This window comes from Kitasatospora sp. NPDC057198 (assembly GCF_042670125.1).
In the GTDB taxonomy this organism is placed as follows: Bacteria; Actinomycetota; Actinomycetes; order Streptomycetales; family Streptomycetaceae; genus Kitasatospora.
The window spans coordinates 16,847-34,739 of the sequence record NZ_JBHUWH010000023.1; the positions used below are offsets into that span (position 1 = coordinate 16,847).

At 74.0% G+C, this 17,893-nt stretch carries 11 protein-coding genes; 4 read left to right on the plus strand and 7 right to left on the minus strand.

Features of this window, described 5'->3' with window-relative positions; all coding sequences use genetic code 11:
- Positions 1-9: 9 nt before the first annotated feature.
- The gene (locus ACFUEL_RS04945; protein ID WP_380234575.1) at positions 10-924 is read left to right on the plus strand and encodes a transketolase family protein; all 915 of its coding nucleotides are present in this window, start codon (positions 10-12) and stop codon (positions 922-924) included.
- Between the two features lie 4 nt (positions 925-928).
- Here the strand turns inward: ACFUEL_RS04945 and treZ are convergent, their stop codons facing one another.
- The 4 genes from treZ to glgX form a co-directional block, all read right to left on the minus strand.
- Positions 929-2,662, minus strand: a complete 1,734-nt coding sequence (gene treZ, locus ACFUEL_RS04950; protein WP_380234576.1) for a malto-oligosyltrehalose trehalohydrolase — start codon at positions 2,660-2,662, stop codon at positions 929-931.
- Positions 2,662-5,052 carry a malto-oligosyltrehalose synthase gene (gene treY, locus ACFUEL_RS04955; protein ID WP_380234577.1) on the minus strand — a complete coding sequence of 797 codons (2,391 nt, stop codon included), beginning with the start codon at positions 5,050-5,052 and terminating at the stop codon, positions 2,662-2,664. The genes treZ and treY overlap by 1 nt, the downstream gene beginning before the upstream one ends.
- A 77-nt stretch (positions 5,053-5,129) precedes the next feature.
- The gene (locus ACFUEL_RS04960) at positions 5,130-6,023 is read right to left on the minus strand and encodes an SDR family oxidoreductase (RefSeq protein WP_380234578.1); all 894 of its coding nucleotides are present in this window, start codon (positions 6,021-6,023) and stop codon (positions 5,130-5,132) included.
- Positions 6,024-6,228: 205 nt separating this feature from the next.
- Complete coding sequence (glgX, locus tag ACFUEL_RS04965) at positions 6,229-8,337, minus strand: glycogen debranching protein GlgX (RefSeq protein WP_380234579.1); 2,109 nt, start codon at positions 8,335-8,337, stop codon at positions 6,229-6,231.
- Between the two features lie 401 nt (positions 8,338-8,738).
- On the opposite strand from glgX, the gene ACFUEL_RS04970 reads away from it, so the two are divergent.
- Both ACFUEL_RS04970 and ACFUEL_RS04975 read left to right on the plus strand, forming a co-directional pair.
- Positions 8,739-9,986: an SAV2148 family HEPN domain-containing protein gene (locus ACFUEL_RS04970; protein WP_380234580.1), complete on the plus strand. Its 1,248-nt coding sequence runs from the start codon at positions 8,739-8,741 to the stop codon at positions 9,984-9,986.
- 103 nt (positions 9,987-10,089) lie between these two features.
- On the plus strand, positions 10,090-10,797 hold the full coding sequence (locus ACFUEL_RS04975) for an exonuclease domain-containing protein (RefSeq protein WP_380234581.1): 708 nt from the start codon (positions 10,090-10,092) through the stop codon (positions 10,795-10,797).
- A 34-nt stretch (positions 10,798-10,831) separates the two neighbouring features.
- Here the strand turns inward: ACFUEL_RS04975 and ACFUEL_RS04980 are convergent, their stop codons facing one another.
- From ACFUEL_RS04980 to ACFUEL_RS04990, 3 genes are all read right to left on the minus strand, one after another.
- Positions 10,832-11,818, minus strand: a complete 987-nt coding sequence (locus tag ACFUEL_RS04980; protein ID WP_380234582.1) for a polysaccharide deacetylase family protein — start codon at positions 11,816-11,818, stop codon at positions 10,832-10,834.
- Between the two features lie 173 nt (positions 11,819-11,991).
- Positions 11,992-12,870 (minus strand): phosphotransferase enzyme family protein, encoded by an 879-nt coding sequence (locus tag ACFUEL_RS04985; RefSeq protein ID WP_380234583.1) that lies wholly within the window; start codon positions 12,868-12,870, stop codon positions 11,992-11,994.
- Positions 12,871-12,964: 94 nt separating this feature from the next.
- Positions 12,965-15,166 carry an MMPL family transporter gene (locus ACFUEL_RS04990; protein WP_380234588.1) on the minus strand — a complete coding sequence of 734 codons (2,202 nt, stop codon included), beginning with the start codon at positions 15,164-15,166 and terminating at the stop codon, positions 12,965-12,967.
- A 504-nt stretch (positions 15,167-15,670) separates the two neighbouring features.
- On the opposite strand from ACFUEL_RS04990, the gene ACFUEL_RS04995 reads away from it, so the two are divergent.
- Positions 15,671-17,842 (plus strand): MMPL family transporter, encoded by a 2,172-nt coding sequence (locus tag ACFUEL_RS04995; RefSeq protein ID WP_380234585.1) that lies wholly within the window; start codon positions 15,671-15,673, stop codon positions 17,840-17,842.
- The last annotated feature ends 51 nt before the right edge of the window (positions 17,843-17,893 follow it).

Here is a 17,893-nt window from a genome sequence, read left to right on the forward strand (position 1 = left end):
GGAGAGACCATGCAGAGCGTCCACGGGGCCACCATGCGCGAGCAGTTCGGCGCGACCGTCACCGAGTTGCTGGACCGGGAGCCGCGCACCGCGCTGGTGCTCGCCGACATCGGGGTGGCGCAGTTCGCCGGGGCGGCCCGCGCCCACCCCGACCGGGTGGTGAACGTCGGCATCCGGGAGCAGCTGATGATCGGCGTGGCGGGCGGCCTGGCGCTGACCGGGCTGCGGCCGGTCGTGCACACCTTCGCCGGCTTCCTGATCGAACGGCCCTTCGAGCAGCTGAAGTTGGACCTGTGCCACCAGGGCGTCGGCGCGGTCCTGGTGAGCGCGGGCGGCTCCTACGACCGGTCGGACGAGGGCCGCACCCACATGTCCCCGGGCGACGTCGCGCTGCTCGACACCCTCCCCGGCTGGCACGTGCACGTCCCCGGCCATCCCGCCGAGGCCGACCTGCTGCTGCGCCACGCGGTGGCCGCCGACGACACCCTGCAGTACGTCCGGCTGTCCGAGCACCGCAACGCCGAGCCGCGGCCCGTCGCCCCCGGCAGGTTCCTGACCGTCCGGCAGGGGTCCCGGACGGCGGGCACGGTGCTGGCGGTCGGCCCGATGCTGGACGCGGTGCTGGAGGCCGTCGGAACGCTGGACGTGACGGTGCTGTACGCCGCCACCGTCCGCCCCTTCGACGCCGCGGGCCTGCGCGCGGCGGTGGGCGAGCGGGCCGACGTGGTGCTGGTCGAGCCCTGTCTGGCGGGTACCTCGGAGCGCGCGGCGCACCGCGCGCTGGCCGAACTGCCGCATCGCGTCCTGTCGTTGGGCGTGCCGGTGGCCGAGCACCGGCACTACGGCTCGATCCCCGAGCACCTGGCCGCCTACGGCCTGGACGCCGCCGGCCTGCGCGCCCGGATCGCCGAGTACCTCTGGTAGCGGCTCAGGCGGTGCGGACGACCGCCACCGCGTCCGGGCCGAGCAGCACCGCGCCGTTCGGCCCGGCCGCCACCTCGCCGAACGAGGCTTCCAGCGCGGCGAGTTCACCCTCCAGCGGGACGGGCAGCGGCTGCTCGCCGCCGAGCCGCACCAGCACCCGGTAGCGGCCGCGGTGCACCGCCAGCCAGCCGGCCGCCGCGTCGTGGCGCACCCGCACGGCCGCCAGGTCGCCGTCCGCCAGCTCCGGGGCGGCGCGCCTCAGCCGGATCAACTCCCGGTACCAGGCGAGAAGTTCGGCGTGCGGGGGGCGCTCCGGCTCGGACCAGTCCAGGGTGGAGGCGGTGACGGTGTCCGGGCTCTGCGGGTCCGGCACGTCCTCGGCCCGCCAGCCGTGTTCGGCGAACTCCCGCCGCCGCCCCTGCCGGACGGCCTCGGCCAACTGCGGGTCGGTGTGGTCGGTGAAGTACTGCCAGGGGGTGCCCGCGCCCCACTCCTCGCCCATGAACAGCATCGGCGTGAACGGCGAGGTCAGCACCAGGGCGGCGGCCGCCGCCAGCCGCCCCGGCGGCAGCGACGCGGAGAGCCGGTCGCCGGTGGCCCGGTTGCCGACCTGGTCGTGGGTCTGCGCGTAGCCCAGCAGCCGGTGCCCGTGCTCCGGCGGGAACGGGCGGCCGTGCGAGCGGCCCCGGAACGAGGACCGGTTCCCGTCGTGGAAGAAGCCCCTGGTGAGCGTCTTGGCGAGCGCCGCGTACGGGTCGGCGGCGAAGTCCGCGTAGTAGCCCTGGGACTCGCCGGTCAGCAGGCAGTGCAGCGCGTGGTGGAAGTCGTCGCTCCACTGCGCGTCCAGGCCCTGCCCGCCCGCCTCCCGGGCGGCGGTGGTGCGCGGGTCGTTCAGGTCGGACTCGCCGACCAGGAACAGCGGCCGCCCGGTGGCCTGCGCCAACTTCCGTACCTCGTAGGCGAGTTCCTCCAGGAAGTGGCGGGCCCGGGTGTCCACCAGGGCGTGCACCGCGTCTAGCCGCAGCCCGTCGATCCGGTAGTCGCGCAGCCAGGCCAGCGCGCTGCCGATCAGGAACGCCCGCACCTCGTCCGAGCCCGGCGCGTCCAGGTTGACCGCCGAGCCCCACGGCGTCCGGTGCCGGTCGGTGAAGTACGGGCCGTACTGCGGAAGGTAGTTGCCGGACGGGCCGAGGTGGTTGTGCACCACGTCCAGCACCACGCCCACCCCGCGCCGGTGCGCCGCGTCCACGAAGCGCTTCAGCCCGTCCGGGCCGCCGTACGGCTCGTGCACCGCCCACAGGTCGACCCCGTCGTAGCCCCAGCCGGAGCGGCCCGGGAAGGCGCACACCGGCATCAACTCGACGAAGTCCACGCCCAGTTCGACCAGGTGGTCGAGCCTCCCGGCGGCCGCGTCGAACGTCCCCTCCGCGGTGAACGTCCCGACGTGCAGCTCGTACACCACCGCCCCCGGCAGCGGGCGCCCCCGCCAGGCCGTCTCGGACCAGGCGAACGCCGCGTGGTCCACGGGCCGGCTCAGCCCGTCCGGGCCGAACGGCTGCCACGCCGAGCGCGGGTCCGGCAGCGCCCGGCCCCCGTTCAGCCGGAACCCGTAGTCGCCCTCCGGCGCCTCGCCGCACCACCAGCCCGGCCGCCCCGGATCGCGCTCCAGCAGGTACGGGATCGCCCCGACCTCGACCTCGACCACCTTGGCGTCCGGCGCCCACACCTGGTACCGCATCACGACCCCTCCGAGAGCAACGCCACCGGCAACTGCCGGAACAGATAGGACAGTTCGACCGGTCCGCCGGTGAAGTGGCGCTCCGTCAGCAGGTCCGTCCAGCGGCCCGGCGGCAGCTCCAGCACCGTCTCGCGCCAGCCGCCCGCCCGGTGCAGCCCGTACGGCAGCCGGGTCGCCGCGCACAGCACCCGCTCGCCCCGCCCGAACGCCACCAGGTGCTCCGCGGCCGGCCCGTCCGCCGCCAGCGGCCGGTACGAGCCCAGGGCGCCCGCGCGGCGCAGGTGCAGCGCCGTGGTGGTCAGGTGCAGCTTCTCCCGGGCCAGGTCGCCGGGGCGCGGCTCCGGCGAGTCGGTCAGCCGCACCGCCAGCGCGCCCAGGTCCACCGGCGCCCGGTTGTCCGGGTCGACCAGCGTGTACAGCGGCTCCTCACCGCCCTGGAACACGTCCGGCACGCCCGGCGCCAGCAGGTGCAGCAGCGCCGCCGACAGCGAGTTCACCCGGGCGAACGGCGCGACCAGCCCGGCGAACCCGGCGATCCGCGGACACAGCCCCGGATTGGCCAGCGCCCCCCGCACGTACCGCGTCAGCCAGCCCTCGAACCCGGCGTCCGGCTCCTTCCACGAGGTGCGCCGCTTCGCCTCCCGCACCGACTTCAGCACCACCCCCAGCAGCCGCTCCTGCGGCAGCGGCCACGCCGCCAGCAGCGTCTGCCACAGCAGCCAGGCCGTCGAGCGGTCCGCGCACGGCCCCGCCGCCAGCGTCCACGCCGCGCACTCCGCCGCCCACACCTCCGGCAGCTCCGCCAGCACCGCCAGCCGGGCCCGGGCGTCCGCGCTGCGCTTGGTGTCGTGCGTGGACAGCGCCGTCATCGCCCCCGGCCACAGCCGCTCCTGCTCGGCGCACCAGCGGTGGAACTCCGCCACCGGCACCCCCGGACGCTCCGGCAGGCCGCCCACCTCGTTCAGCGACAGCAGCGCGTTGAACCGGTAGAACGCGGTGTCCTCCACGCCCTTGGCCGCCACCGCCGACGCGGTCTGCCCGAACCGCCGGCAGAACTCGTCCTTCGCCGCCGACCGCCCCAGCGAACCCAGCGCCAGCGCCCGCACCAGCAGCTCGGTGTCCGAGGCGCCCGCCGGGGCCGCCAGCGCCTGCCGGGCCTCCAGCGGGGCCGGCTCGCCCGGCACCACGTACGGCCGGTACACCGGGTACCCGGTCAGCAGGTCCTCCAGCGCCCGGCGCACCGCCAGCGGCGAGTGGTCCGCCAGCTCCGGGCCCTCCGCGCAGATCCGCCCCACCAGGCGCACCAGCCGCCCGGTCTCCGCCGAGAGCGCCCCGCCCGGCGCGACCATCTCCGCCCGCCCCGCCCGGCCCGCCTCCGCCGGACCGGCCGCGTCGCCCGCGTCCCGCCGGTAGGCCGCGAACAGCTTCTCCGCACCCCGCCGGTCGGTCAGCACCCCGTCGATCCGGCGCAGCGCGTCGTACCCCGTCGTCCCCGCGCACGGCCAGTCCGCGGGCAGCGCCTCGTCCCCCGTCAGGATCTTCTCCACCACCGTGTACGCCCCGCCGGTCGCCTCCGCCAGCCGCCGCAGGTAGCCGCGCGGATCCGCCAGCCCGTCCGGGTGGTCGATCCGGAAGCCCGCCAGCACGCCCTCCCGGTGCAGCCGCAGCAGCACCCCGTGCGTCGCCTCGAACACCTCCGGGACCTCCACCCGGACGGCGATCAGGTCGTTCACGGTGAAGAACCGCCGGTAGTTGACCTGCTCGTCCGCCAGCTGCCACCAGCACAGCCGGTACCACTGCCGCTCCAGCAGCTCCGCCAGCGGCAGGCCCTCGGTGCCGGGCCGCAGCGGGAACTCGTGCTCGTGGTAGCGCAGCACCTCCCCGTCCACCACCAGCTGCTCCAGCACCGCGCCCAGCCGGTCGCCCAGCAGCGGCAGCAGCAGCCGGCCCCGCTCCGGCGCGTCCACCGGCCCCGGCTGGGCCTGCCAGTCGATGTCGAACCAGGTGGCGAACGGGTCGTCCGGACCGTTCTTCAGCACCTGCCACAGCGGCCCGTTCAACCGCTCCGGCACCGGCAGCGCCATGTGGTTCGGCACCACGTCCGCGATCAGCGCCAACCCGTGCGCCGCCGCCTCCGCGGCCAGCTCGCGCAGCGCCCCCTCACCGCCCAGCTGCTCGCTGATCCGGCTGTGGTCCAGCGTGTCGTACCCGTGCGTCGACCCCGCCACCGCCTCCAGCAGCGGCGACAGGTGCAGGTGCGACACGCCGAGCGCCGCCAGGTACGGCACCGCCCGGCGGGCATCGCGCAGGGTGAACTCCGGCTGCAGCTGGAGCCGGTAACTGGCCGTCGGCGTACCGGCCGTCTCGGGGCGTGCGGCGGCTGAGGTCATACCCGCATGCCTACCCTGGCCGCCCCCGCCCTACCGCCCGCACTGCGCCGAACGGGCGCGCGGGCCGGGCCCCGCGCTCACACCGGATCGGGCTCCGCCACCTCCTCGCCCGCCAGCGCGCGGGCCGCCGCCAGCTCCGCCGCCGCACCGGTCAGCGCGGCCTCCACCATCGCGTACGCGTCCGGCCCCACCGGCACCCGCACCGGACCCTCCTCCGCCGCGACGGCCCGCAGCACCAACTGCGCGAACGCCTCCGGCCGGTTCAGCTCGGCGTCCCCCGCCATGCCGCGCAGCGCCCGGTGCATCGGCTCCAGCGTCGCCCCGTACTCCGGCAGCTTCACCGCCGTCTCGGCCAGCGAACTCCCGTACGAGGTGGCGAACCCGCCCGGCTCCACCACCGTCACCCGCACCCCGGACGGCGCGGCCTCCGCCGCCAGCGCCAGGCTCATCCCCTCCAGCGCGAACTTCCCCGCCACGTACGCCCCCAGCCCCGGGAACGCCATCCGGCCGCCCACCGAGGAGACGTTCACCACGTGGCCGCCGCCCTGCGCCCGCATCACCGGCAGCACCAGCCGGGCCAGCCGCCACGGCGCCACCAGCAGCACCTCCAGCTGCTCGCGCAGCTCCGCGTCCGAGACCTCCTCCACCGCCCCGAACAGGCCCACCCCGGCGTTGTTCACCAGCACGTCCACCCCGCCGAGGCGCTCGCACGCCAGCTCCACCACCGCCGCGCAGTCCGCCGCGCTGCGCAGCTCCAGCCGGGCCGGCACCACCTGCCCCGGGAACTCCGCCGCCAGCGCGTCCAGCGGCGAGGCCCCCCGGCTGGTCGCCACGATCCTGTCCCCGCCCGCCACCACCGCCCGCGCGAGCGCCAGCCCCAACCCCGACGAACACCCGGTCACCAACCACCGACGAGACACTTCGTACCCCCTCTGATCTGCGGTTCTGCATTGCAGAGGGAGTACCCACACCAGGGGCCCGGGGAACTGTCGGCAGACGAGTAGGCATGCACCACCAGGGGCCCGGGGAACGGCGGGTCCGTGCTGCTGACGGCCGGAGCCCATCGGAGTGTTCGTGCTGCTGCGTGTCTTGAACGGAACCGGAAGCAGATGCGCGCTCCGGCAGTGAACCGTCAGCAGACCCGGGCTCGCCGTTCCCCGAGCCCCTGGTTCGTCCCTACGCGGGGCGCTGGAGGACCACCAGGGCGCGGTCCGGCAGGCGCAGGGTGTCGCCGGCCTTGATGCGGGGGCCGGTGCCGGGCGGGGGGAGGGTGGGGAGGGAGGTGTCGACGACGAGTTGCCAGGCTTCGCCGTGGTCGGCGGGGACGGTGAAGGTGAGCGGTTCGAAGTGGGCGTTGAACATCAGCAGGAAGGAGTCGTCGACGATCTTGCCGCCGCGGCGGTCGGGTTCGGAGATGGCGTTGCCGTTGAGGAAGACGGTCAGCGACTTGGCGTAGGTGGTGGACCAGTCCCGCTTGGTCATCTCCTCGCCGGCCGGGGTGAACCAGGCGATGTCGGTGAGGTCGTCGTGGGTGCCGGAGACCGGGCGGCCGTGGAAGAAGCGGCGGCGGCGGAAGACCGGGTGGTCGCGGCGCAGCCAGATCATGCCCTGGGTGAACTCCAGCAGGGCGGTGTCGGTGCCGGCCCAGTCGACCCAGGTGAGCTCGGAGTCCTGGCAGTAGGCGTTGTTGTTGCCGCGCTGGGTGCGTCCGGCCTCGTCGCCGTGGCAGAGCATCGGGACGCCCTGGGAGAGCATCAGGGTGGCGATGAAGTTGCGCTGCTGGCGCGCCCGCAGCTCCAGGACGGCCGGGTCGGTGGTGTCGCCCTCGGCGCCGCAGTTCCAGGAGCGGTTGTGCGACTCGCCGTCCCGGTTGTCCTCGTGGTTGGCCTCGTTGTGCTTGTCGTTGTAGGAGACCAGGTCGCGCAGGGTGAAGCCGTCGTGGCAGGTGACGAAGTTGATGGAGGCGATCGGGCGGCGGCCGTCGTCCTGGTAGAGGTCGGAGGAGCCGGTCAGCCGGGAGCCGAACTCGGCGAGCGTCGCGGGTTCGCCGCGCCAGAAGTCGCGGACGGTGTCCCGGTACTTGCCGTTCCACTCGGTCCACAGCGGCGGGAAGTTGCCGACCTGGTAGCCGCCCTCGCCGAGGTCCCAGGGTTCGGCGATCAGCTTGGCCTGGGAGACCACCGGGTCCTGCTGGACGAGGTCGAAGAACGAGGAGAGCCGGTCGACCTCGTGGAACTGCCGGGCCAGCGTGGCGGCCAGGTCGAAGCGGAAGCCGTCGACGTGCATCTCGGTGACCCAGTAGCGCAGCGAGTCCATGATCATCTGGAGCACGTGCGGGCTGCGCATCAGCAGCGAGTTGCCGGTGCCGGTGGTGTCCTCGTAGAAGCGCTGGTCCTTGGCGAGCCGGTAGTAGGAGGCGTTGTCCAGGCCGCGGAAGGAGAGCGTCGGGCCCAGGTGGTTGCCCTCGGCGGTGTGGTTGTAGACCACGTCGAGGATCACCTCGATCCCGGCCGCGTGCAGCGCCTTCACCATCGACTTGAACTCCTGCACCTGCTGGCCGCGGTCGCCGGTGGAGGAGTACGAGGAGTGCGGGGCGAAGAAGCCGACCGTGTTGTAGCCCCAGTAGTTGGACAGCCCCAGGTCGCGCAGCCGGTGGTCGCGGACGAACTGGTGCACCGGCATCAGCTCGATCGCGGTCACGCCCAGCTTGGCCAGGTGCTCGATCACCGCCGGGTGTGCCAGGCCCGCGTAGGTGCCGCGGATCTCCTCCGGGATGCCCGGGTGCCGCCTGGTCAGGCCCTTGACGTGCGCCTCGTAGAGGACGGTGCGGTGGTAGTCGGTGCGCGGCGGCCGGTCGGTGCCCCAGTCGAAGTACGGGTTGATCACCACCGAGTGCATGGTGTGCGGCGCCGAGTCCAGGTCGTTGCGGCGCTCGGGCGCGCCGAAGTGGTAGCCGTACACCGACTCGTCCCAGTCGATGTTCCCGCTCATCGCCTTCGCGTACGGGTCGAGCAGCAGCTTCGAGGCGTTGTGCCGCTGGCCCAGGCCCGGCTGGTAGGGGCCGTGCACGCGGAAGCCGTAGCGCTGGCCGGGCTGCACGCCGGGGAGGTAGGCGTGCCGGACGAAGGCGTCGGTCTCGCGGAGCTCGACCACCGTCTCGGTGCCGTCCTCGGCGATCAGGCAGAGCTCGATCCGGTGCGCGCTCTCGGAGAACACGGCGAAGTTGGTGCCCGCCCCGTCGTAGGTGGCGCCGAGCGGGTACGGTTTCCCCGGCCAGACCTGCATGAGTCCTCAACTTCCTTGTGCCAGACGCGAACTGGCGCTCCTCCGGGGGATTCCCGGCGGAGCGCCCGGCCATGTGCGGGGCGGCAGCGGGGTGACGCACGGCACATTCGCATACTCCCCGGCGGCGGCCCGAACTCCTCGTCCATCCGCGCGTGGTTCGCCCGAACGGGTGTCCCGGGGGCCCGGCCCGTCGGCGTGGCGCGACCGGGCGGTGACGGACCGTCGGGGGCCGTCCCGCTTGCTGTCAAGAGGGCTGCGGCCCGGCGGCGGCGGGCGATACCCTTGATCGTCCGGACCGCGATCCCCGGGCCCGTGCGGCGTGCGACCAGCGCCGCCGCGGTGGAGCGAAACAGCGGACGCACCGCCACCCGCAGGGCGGCGGACGAGAGGTGAGGTAGCGGATGGGGTTCCCCGCCGGCGGCGACGGCACGGACCCGCGGGCCGGGAGCAGCGAGGCCCCCACGCTGATCGTCCGCGGCGGCCGCGGCCCGCTGCCCCCGCAGGCCGGCCCGCTCGAGGGCATGCCGCCCGCCTGGGCCGCCGAGCAGTGGGACGACGCCTACCGGAGGGTCCGGCTGGCCGGCCGCGCCTACGTCTGGCTCAACCTGGTCGAGCAGCGGATGCGCGCCCTGGTCGACGAGGTGCTGCGCCCGGTGTACGCGCCCGCGCACGGCGAGGAGTGGGTCACCGCCGCGGCCGGCCCGGCCGGCGAGGAGTGGGTGCACCGGGCCGCCGCCGTCCGCGAGGTCTCCCGCCGCAAGGGCTACCTGCTCGACCCGCTGGACGACGACCCGCTGGTCTTCCTCACCCTGCCGCAGCTGCGCGAGCTGATGGTGCAGCACTGGCCGTGCTTCGAACCGCACCTGGTGGACCGCCGGGAGGTCGAACTGGCCCTGGACGAGCTGGAGGTCGCCCGGCACGTGGTCTCCCGCAACCGGGCCCTGTCGCAGACCGTCCTCGACCAGACCGAGCGGGCCGCTGCTCGGCTGCTCGCCCTGCTCGACGGCGCGCACGGCGGCGTCCCCGCCGACGTGGTCGAGGAACTGGTGGCCGGGCGGTACGCCGACGTGGTCGCCGTCCACCCCGACCGGGTCCGCCTCCAGCGCGACCTGCCGGTCGAGGACCTGCTCGACGGCGCCCGGCGCCTGGACGCGGTCGGCATCGGCCTGGGCATGCTCTGCCAGAACTACACCGGCAAGCGGCTGGTCAAGCTCGCCTCCGAGGGCTGCCGGGTGCGGCTGCTGTTCCTCAACCCGGCCAGCAGCGCGGTGCGCCGGCGCGAACGCGAACTGGGCATCGGGCGCGGCGAGTTGGGCCGCGCCGTGGAGATGAACATCATGCACGTGCGGCGGGTGCGGGCCCGGCTGCGCGACCAGGGCAGCTTCGAGATCCGGGTGTTCGACGAACTGCCCCGGTTCACCGCGTACCTGGTCGAGGGCCAGCGCACCACCGGCGCCGGCGGGCGGCGGAGCTCCACCGACCTCGGCGTCGTCCAGCCCTACCTGCGCAAGGCGCGCGGCATCGAGTCGCCCGTGCTGGTGCTGCGCGGCGGCGCCGGGCAGGAGGCCGGCGGCACCGAACCCGGGCTGCTGGAGGTCTACCGGGAGGAGTTCGAGGGCCTGTGGGGCGACTCCCGGCCGGTGTCCTGACCGGAGTGCCCGTCCGTCCCGGGGGCAGACGTGCCGCGGGCGCTGTCACTGCGGCGCGCGATGATGGACGCACCTTGGCAGTGCTGACGGAAGGACACACCCCATGACCTGGTGGAAGGGGCCGCTCACCGGTTTCGACCTGGAGACCACCGGCACCGACCCGGAGGAGTCACGGATCGTCACCGCCGCCGTGGTCGACACCCTCGGCGGCGGCGTGCAGGGCGCCACCACCTGGCTGCTCGACCCGGGCGTGCCGATACCCGCCGAGGCCGCCGCCATCCACGGCATCACCGACGCCGAGGCCCGCGCGAACGGCCGCCCCGCCGCGGCCGCGATCGAGGAGATCGCCGCCGCCCTGGCCGAGCGGCTCGCCGCCGGCCGGCCGGTGGTCGCCTTCAACGCCCCCTTCGACCTCTCCCTGCTCGACGCCGAGCTGCGCCGCCACGGCCTGCCCACGCTGGCCGAGCGCCTCGGCGGCCCGGTCGGCCCGGTCGTCGACGCGATGGTCGTCGACCGCGCCCTGGACAAGTACCGCAAGGGCTCGCGCACCCTGCAGCGGGTCTGCGAGGTCTACGGCGTCGAGCTGCGCGACGCGCACGAGGCGGGCAGCGACGCGCTGGCCGCCGTCCGGGTCGCCGTCGCCCTCGGCCACCGGTACCCGGCCCAGGCCGGCGACCTGCCGCTGGACGAACTGCACCGGCGGCAGGTCGACTGGTACCGCAGCTGGGCCGCCGACCTGCAGAGCTGGCTGCGCCGCAAGGACCCGGCGGCCGTGGTCGACCCGCGCTGGCCGCTGAAGGCCGCCTCCTGAGCGCGCCGCCCGGGGCCCGCCGGGGGCCGGCCGGTCAGGACTGCGGGAAGTCGAAGGTGTAGCCCTGGGCGACCATCCACGGCAGCAGCTGCTTGAGCGCCGCCACCGTCTGGCTGCGGTCGCCGCCGCCGTCGTGCATCAGCACCACCCCGCCCGGCCGGAGGTTCTGCTGCACGTTGGAGACGATCGCCTGCACGCCCGGACGCGACCAGTCGCGCGGGTCGACCGTCCAGCCCAGCGACTTCATCCCCAGGTCGGCGCCGATCCGCTCGTTCTCCGCGGTGAAGTCGCCGCCCGGGGCGCGCCACCAGGTGATCTCCGGGTGGTTGCCCGCGGCCCGCTCGATGTCCGCCTTGGCGTCGCGGATCTCCGCGACCTGCTGCTCGTGGGTCTGGGCGTGCATCGGCTGCGGGTGGTCCACGGTGTGGTCGCACAGCCGGTGGCCCTCGGCGAGGATCCGCTGCACCGCCGCCGGGCGGGTCTTCGCGTTGTCGCCGATCTCGCAGAACGTCGCCTTGGCGCCGTACTGCGCCAGCAGGTCGAGCACCTGGCCGGTGGCCGGGCCCGGTCCGTCGTCGAAGGTCAGCGCCACCGTCCGGCCGCCCGAGGCGGTGTGCCGCAGCACGTGGGTGGCCGGCGCGTGGGTGGCCGGGGCGGAGGCGGTGGGCGTGCCGCTCGGGCTCGGCCGGGCGGGGGCGGTCGTCCGCGGGGCGGACGGGGAGGCGTAGGGGGAGGCGGACGGCGCGGCGGAGGAACGGCTCGCGGACGGCGCGGGAGCGTCGTCGGCGGGCGCGGTGGAGCCCGCGTCGTCGCCCGGGGTCGGCCGGGCCGCCACCGAGGGGCTGCCGCCCGCCGCGCCGGTGCTGCTCGCGCTCGGCGTCGCCGAGCGGTGCGCGGCGTCCCCCGCGGCGGTGGGGGAGCCCTGCGCGCCGCAGGCCACCAGCAGGGCCGAGGTGCCGAGCAGCGCGGAGGCGCCGAACAGCAGGGAACGTCGGGGGGCGGGTATGCGGGCCTTCACCATGGGGCGACTCCTGACGTCGTACCGGCCGCCTGGGGGCGGGGCGTCCGGTACGACGCCAGGCACGAGCGGGGTGGTTCCGTCCGGTTGTGGGCCGCGTCACAGGGCGGGCGGCGGGTGCCGCGCCGCGCGGGGGCGGCCGTCGGACGGAAGCGGGCAGAACGGGAGTTGAGCGGTCAGAACGCGAACCAGCGTACTGCCGTGGCTCCGTCACGCAGCGAGTCCACCCGGCGACGGAACTCGGCCGCCGCGGCCGGGTTCCCGGCCGCCTGCTGGGCGACCCACGCGGCGCTCGCGGTCTCCCGCGCCCCGCGCAGCACCGCAAACCCCGGCCAGTCGCGGACGTCCCACCCGTAGGCCGCGTCGAACGCGGCGACCTCCTCGGCCGGTACGCCGTAGCGGTCCTGACTGAGCGCCAGCACCACCAGGTCGTGCTCGCGCAGGTCCGAGGCCATGTACTCGAGGTCGAGCAGCACCGGGCCGTCCGGGGTGACGTGCACGTTGCGCGGCAGCGCGTCGCCGTGGATCGGGCCGGGCGGCAGCACCGGGGACAATCCGGCGATCTCGGTGACAAAGGTCTCTTTCCGGACACGGAGGAAGGCCGTGTCGGCGGGGTCGACGTGCCCCTCGGCGGCGGCCAGCCAGTCGTCCACCGGGGCCAGCAGGTCGCGCCGCCCGAGCGGGACGGGCGCCGGACCCAGCGCGTGCAGCGCGGTCAGCAGCGGCGCCAGGTCGACCGGCCGGGCCGGGCGGACGGCCGGGGCCAGCCGGTGCCACCAGGTCACGGGGTGCTCGCGCACCACCCGCACGCCGGGGCCGGCCGGGCGCACCACCGGCACCCCGGCGCCGTCCAGCCAGCGGGCCAGTGCGAGTTCGCGCTCGGCCCGGGCGGCGCCCCCGGGAGTGCGGCCGACCTTGGCCACCAGCCCCTCGGCGGGCAGCTCGAAGACGGCGTTCTGCCCCAGCGCGAGCAGCGCGGCCCCGGCCGGGTCGATCCCGGCCGGGGCGCACGCTTCCTGCAGGAGGGCCAGCGCCCTCGGTTCGTCGAAGATCACCCGTTCATTGTCGGGGGGATCCCCGGCGGGGCGTGCAGGCGGGGCCCGGGGAACCGCCGTGCCCCGGGCCCCGCCCCCGCCGCCGGACAGCGCCTCAGTGGCGGGCTCCGGCGGGCAGCAGGGCGGGGCCCTCCCCGGCCGGCTCGCCGACCGGGCCCTCGGCCTCGATCCGGGGGAGCCAGTGCAGCCAGCTCGGGAGGTACCAGTTCTTCTCGCCGAGCAGGGTCATCACGGCGGGGAGCAGCACGGCGCGGATCACCGTGGCGTCGATCAGGACGGCGACCGCCAGGCCCACGCCCATCTGCTTCATGGACTGCATGGAGAGCGTGCCGAAGACCGCGAAGACGCCGACCATGATGACCGCGGCGCTGGTGACCACGCCGGCGGTGGTGCGGATGCCGTGGGCGACGGCGGCCCCGGTGCCCAGGCCGCGGTCCCGGGCCTCCTTGATCCGGGAGACCACGAAGACGTGGTAGTCCATCGAGAGGCCGAAGAGGATCACGAAGAGGAACAGCGGGATCCAGCTCTCGACCGCGCCGACGCCCGCGGTGCCGATCAGCGAGGCGCCGACGCCGTGCTGGAAGACCAGCGCGAGCACGCCGTAGGCCGCGCCGATGGAGAGCAGGTTGAGCAGGACGGCGGTCAGCGCGACCGTCAGCGAGCGGAAGGAGAGCAGCATCAGCAGGAAGGCGAAGGCGACCACGAAGCCGAAGACCGGCAGCAGCGAGCCCGACATCTGCTTGTTGAAGTCGACCGACCCGGCGGTGCTGCCGGTGACCGGGGCCTCGGTGCCGGGCACCCTGCCGACCGTGGCGGGCACGACCTCCTCGCGCAGGGCCTTCAGCGCGGCGACCGAGGTCGCGTCGTTGCCGCTGCCGTAGAGCGGGATGTCCACCGTCGCGACGTTCTGCTCGGCGTGCACCTTCAGTTCGGTGGGGCCGTGCATCCTGCCGGTGGCGAGGGCGCGGGACTGCAGGTCGGCGAGGGCCGCGGTCATCTCGGGGGAGGTGATGTCCCGGGCCTTGACCACGACGGTGGCGGGGGAGGGGGTGCCGGGGAAGGCGGCCTCGACCCGCTGGGAGGTGGCGACCAGGGCGTTGCCCTTGGGCAGCTCCTGCTGGAAGGTCAGGTTCGCGGTGTGCATGGTCAGCAGCGGGGCGGCGATCGCCAGCAGCACGCCGGTGGCGAGCACGGCGGCGGCCAGCGGGCGGCGCAGCACCGGGGTGAGCACCGCGTTCCAGAACCGGCTGCCGTCCCCGACGCTCCGCTGCCGGCGGCGCAGGAAGGGCAGCCGGCCCTTCTCGACCTTGTCGCCCAGCATCGAGAGCAGGGCGGGCAGCACCGTCAGCGAGCCGAGCACGGCGGTGATCACGACCACGATGGTGGCGAAGGCCATCGACCGGAAGTCGGCCATGCCGGTGAGGAACATGCCGGCCATGGCGACCACCACGGTGATGCCGGAGACCAGGACGGCCCGGCCGCTGGTGGCGGCGGCGATCCGCAGCGCGGTGGCGTGGTCGCGGCCGGCGGCCCGCTCCTCGCGCTCCCGGCGCAGGTAGAACAGGCAGTAGTCGACGCCGACGGCGAGGCCGACCAGCAGCATCATCGAGCTGGCGTTGTCGCTGGTGTGCAGCACGCCGGAGGCGAGGGCGACCAGGCCGCCGGCGGCGACGAAGGCGGTGATCGCCAGGACCACCGGCAGCACGGCGGCGACCACGGCCCCGAAGGCGATCAGCAGGATGCCCAGGGCGAGCGGCACGGCCGTCCACTCGGCGCGCATGAAGTCGTCCTTGAACTGGTCGGCGAACCACTTGCCGCTGCTGGCCTCGCCGTACTCCTCGATCACGAAGCCGGTGTGCTGCTTCTTCGCCCCCTCCACCGCGTCCATCACGGCGGGCACGTTGGCGACGGCGGCCTCGTGGTCGTCCCCGTTGACGGTGAACTGCAGCAGCACCGAGTGCCGGTCCGCGGAGACCGCGCCGCTGTCGTACGGGCTGAGCGGCTCGCTGGTGCGGCCGGTGGCCCGGACGGCGGCCGAGACCTGCTCGACGGTGGACCGGAAGGCTGGGTCGTCGGCCGTCAGGCCGGCGCTCTGGACCAGCACGGTCTCGCCGGCCGGGGACTTCAGGCCCGCGTCGTCCAGGATCCTGGCGGCCCGGGAGGTCTGGCCGGGCAGCGACTCCGACTCGGTGACCTTCTCCGAGCCGTGCATGCCGCCGAGGAAGGAGACGAGGACGACGAACAGGAGCCAGCCGAAGACCGCGGTCTTTCGGTGGCGGGCGCTCCAGGCGCCCATGGTGGCGGCGATTCCCTGCTTCACTGCTGGTTCCCCCAGGGGTGTCGGACGGCCGTGGCCGCCCCGGTCAGTGGGCCGCCGGAGCGGGCTCCGGCGGCACAACACACGCTAGAAAAGCGCGCCCTGACGAACCATCCGGCTAGTCACCGGCTTTCTCCTGGACCTGCCCCCAGGGGGGAGTAGGGGGTTAACCCCACCCCCGGGGTCGGGGTCTCCTCCTTGGGGGCGGCGCGGTGTCCACCCTGAGGGGGAGCGATCTCCACCCGGAGCACGAGGTGAGGAGGCCCGCCGCCGGGTGAGGATGGAGCGGGGCAGGCTCCGTGGCCGCCCCTAGGGGGCAGAAGCGAAACCCACTTGCCGGTCGGCAAGTAAGGTCCCGTAGGATGCTCGCTAGTCCTTACCTGCCGACCGGCTAGGCCCGCTGGGGCCCGCGCGCCGGTCAGAGCCGTTGCCCGGTCCCCGTCCCCCGGCGGCGGTGAACCATGCCCAGGAGGCATTTCGAGCATGTTCCACCGACTTGGACACTTCGTCGTCAAGCGGGCGTGGTGGGTGATCATCGCCTGGGTGATCGCTTCCATCGGCTTGGCGGCCTTCGCCCCCAAGATGAGTGCTTCGACCGACGAGTCGGAGTTCCTGCCGAAGCACTACGAGTCGATCCGGGCCGCGGCCCTCCAGGAGGAGAAGTTCCCGGCGGAGTTCACGCCGGGCGCCATCCTGCTGTTCGAGCGCACCGACGGCGGCACGCTGACCGACGCCGACAAGGCCGACATCACCAAGATCAGCCAGGGGCTGGCCGACAAGCACCTCCCGCTGGTCGAGCAGGTCATCGCGCCCTCCGCGCAGACGCACACCATCTCGGCGGACGGCCGCTACGGGATGGGCATGGTCTCCATCGACAAGACCAAGATGCAGACCGACGAGTACGGCGACGCCGCCAAGGGCCTGCGCACCGAGGGCAAGAAGCTCGCCGAGGGCACCGCGCTGAAGTACCAGGTCGGCGGCCAGGCCGCGATGGCCCTGGATCAGAAGGAGTCCTCCAGCGCCACCGACGCGATCACCATGGTCGCCACCGTGGTGCTGATCGTGGTCATCGTCGGCGTGATCTTCCGCGGCGTGCTGGTCGGCTGGCTGCCGGTGCTGCTCTCGCTGCTCCCGATGATCGCCGCCAGCGGCCTGATCGCCTTCGTCACCAAGCTGTTCGACCTGAAGAGCTCGCCGATCGCCTCCGCGATCCAGATCGTGGTGATCCTCGGCGTCGGCACCGACTACTTCCTGTTCCTGATGTTCCGCTACCGCGAGCGGCTGCGGGCCGGCGACGACCGCAAGTCGGCCGTGGCCAACGGCGTCGCCCGGGTCGGCGAGGCGATCGCCTCGGCGGCCGGCGCGGTCACCGTCGCCTTCGCCGTGCTGATCCTCTCCGAACTGGGCATGTTCACCGCGCTCGGCCCGGCGCTGGCCATCTCGGTCATCGTGACCGCGCTGGCCTCGCTCACCCTGACTCCGGCGCTGCTCGCCGTCGTCCCGACCAAGGCCACCTTCTGGCCCGGCAAGAAGTGGATGGAGGAGCCCAAGGGCGCCCGCTTCCACAAGCTGGGCAAGACCGTCGGCCGCCGCCCCGGCCTGGTCGCGGTGCTCTCCGGCGGCCTGCTGGTGGTCCTCTCGCTGGCCGGCCTCGGCTACCAGGGCACCTTCGACATGGCCAAGAGCATGATGCCGAAGGACAAGGAGTCCATGGTCGTCATGGACACCATGATGAAGGGCGGCTCCCAGGGCGCGGCCGACCCGACCCACGTCTTCCTGACCACCGCCACCAAGGACGGCGGCAAGCTCGACACCGGCGTCCTGGAGGGCTTCGGTGCCAAGCTGGGCCAGGTGCCCGGTGTCGCCAGCGTCGACGCCGAGCAGAAGATCAGCCAGGACGGCACCACCGCCGACTTCAAGGTGACGCTGAAGGACTCGGCGGCCAGCAACGAGGCGATCGACACGATCACCGAGCTGCGCTCCACCGCGCACCCCGCCGCCCCCAGCGGCACCGAGGCGCTGGTCGGCGGCACCTCGTCGGTGTACAAGGACATCAACCTGGCGATGACCCACGACTACAAGCTGGTCTTCCCGGTGGCGGGTCTGCTGATCCTGCTGATCCTGGGCCTCCAGCTGCGCAGCGTGGTCGCGCCCTGGTACCTGATGGCCTCGGTCGGCCTCGGCTTCGCGGCGACCCTGGGCGCCACCACGGTGGCGTTCCTCAAGATCGGCTCCGAGCCCGGTCTGATGTTCATGCTGCCGATCTTCATCTACCTGTTCGTGGTGGCGATCGGCACCGACTACAACATCCTGATCATCGCCCGCCTGCGGGAGGAGGCCCGCGAGGGCCGCAGCCCGCGCAAGGCGGCCGAGGAGGCGCTGCGCCACGCCGGTCCGACCGTCGCGGCGGCCGGCTTCATCCTGGCGGCGTCCTTCGCGACCTTCATGCTGGCGGGCAACGTGCTCTTCGCCGAGCTGGGCTTCGCCCTGTCGATCGGCATCGCGCTGGCGGCCTTCGTGATGGCGATGTTCTTCACCCCGTCCATCACCGCGCTGCTCGGCAAGAAGGCGTGGTGGCCCGGTCACGGCGCGATGCCCGACCACGGCCCCGAGTCGATCGGCGAGCGCGAGCGGGAGACGGCCGGCCGGATCTGACCCGGCGGCCGCCGGGGACTCCGGCGGTCCGGTGCGCGGGGGGCATGCCTG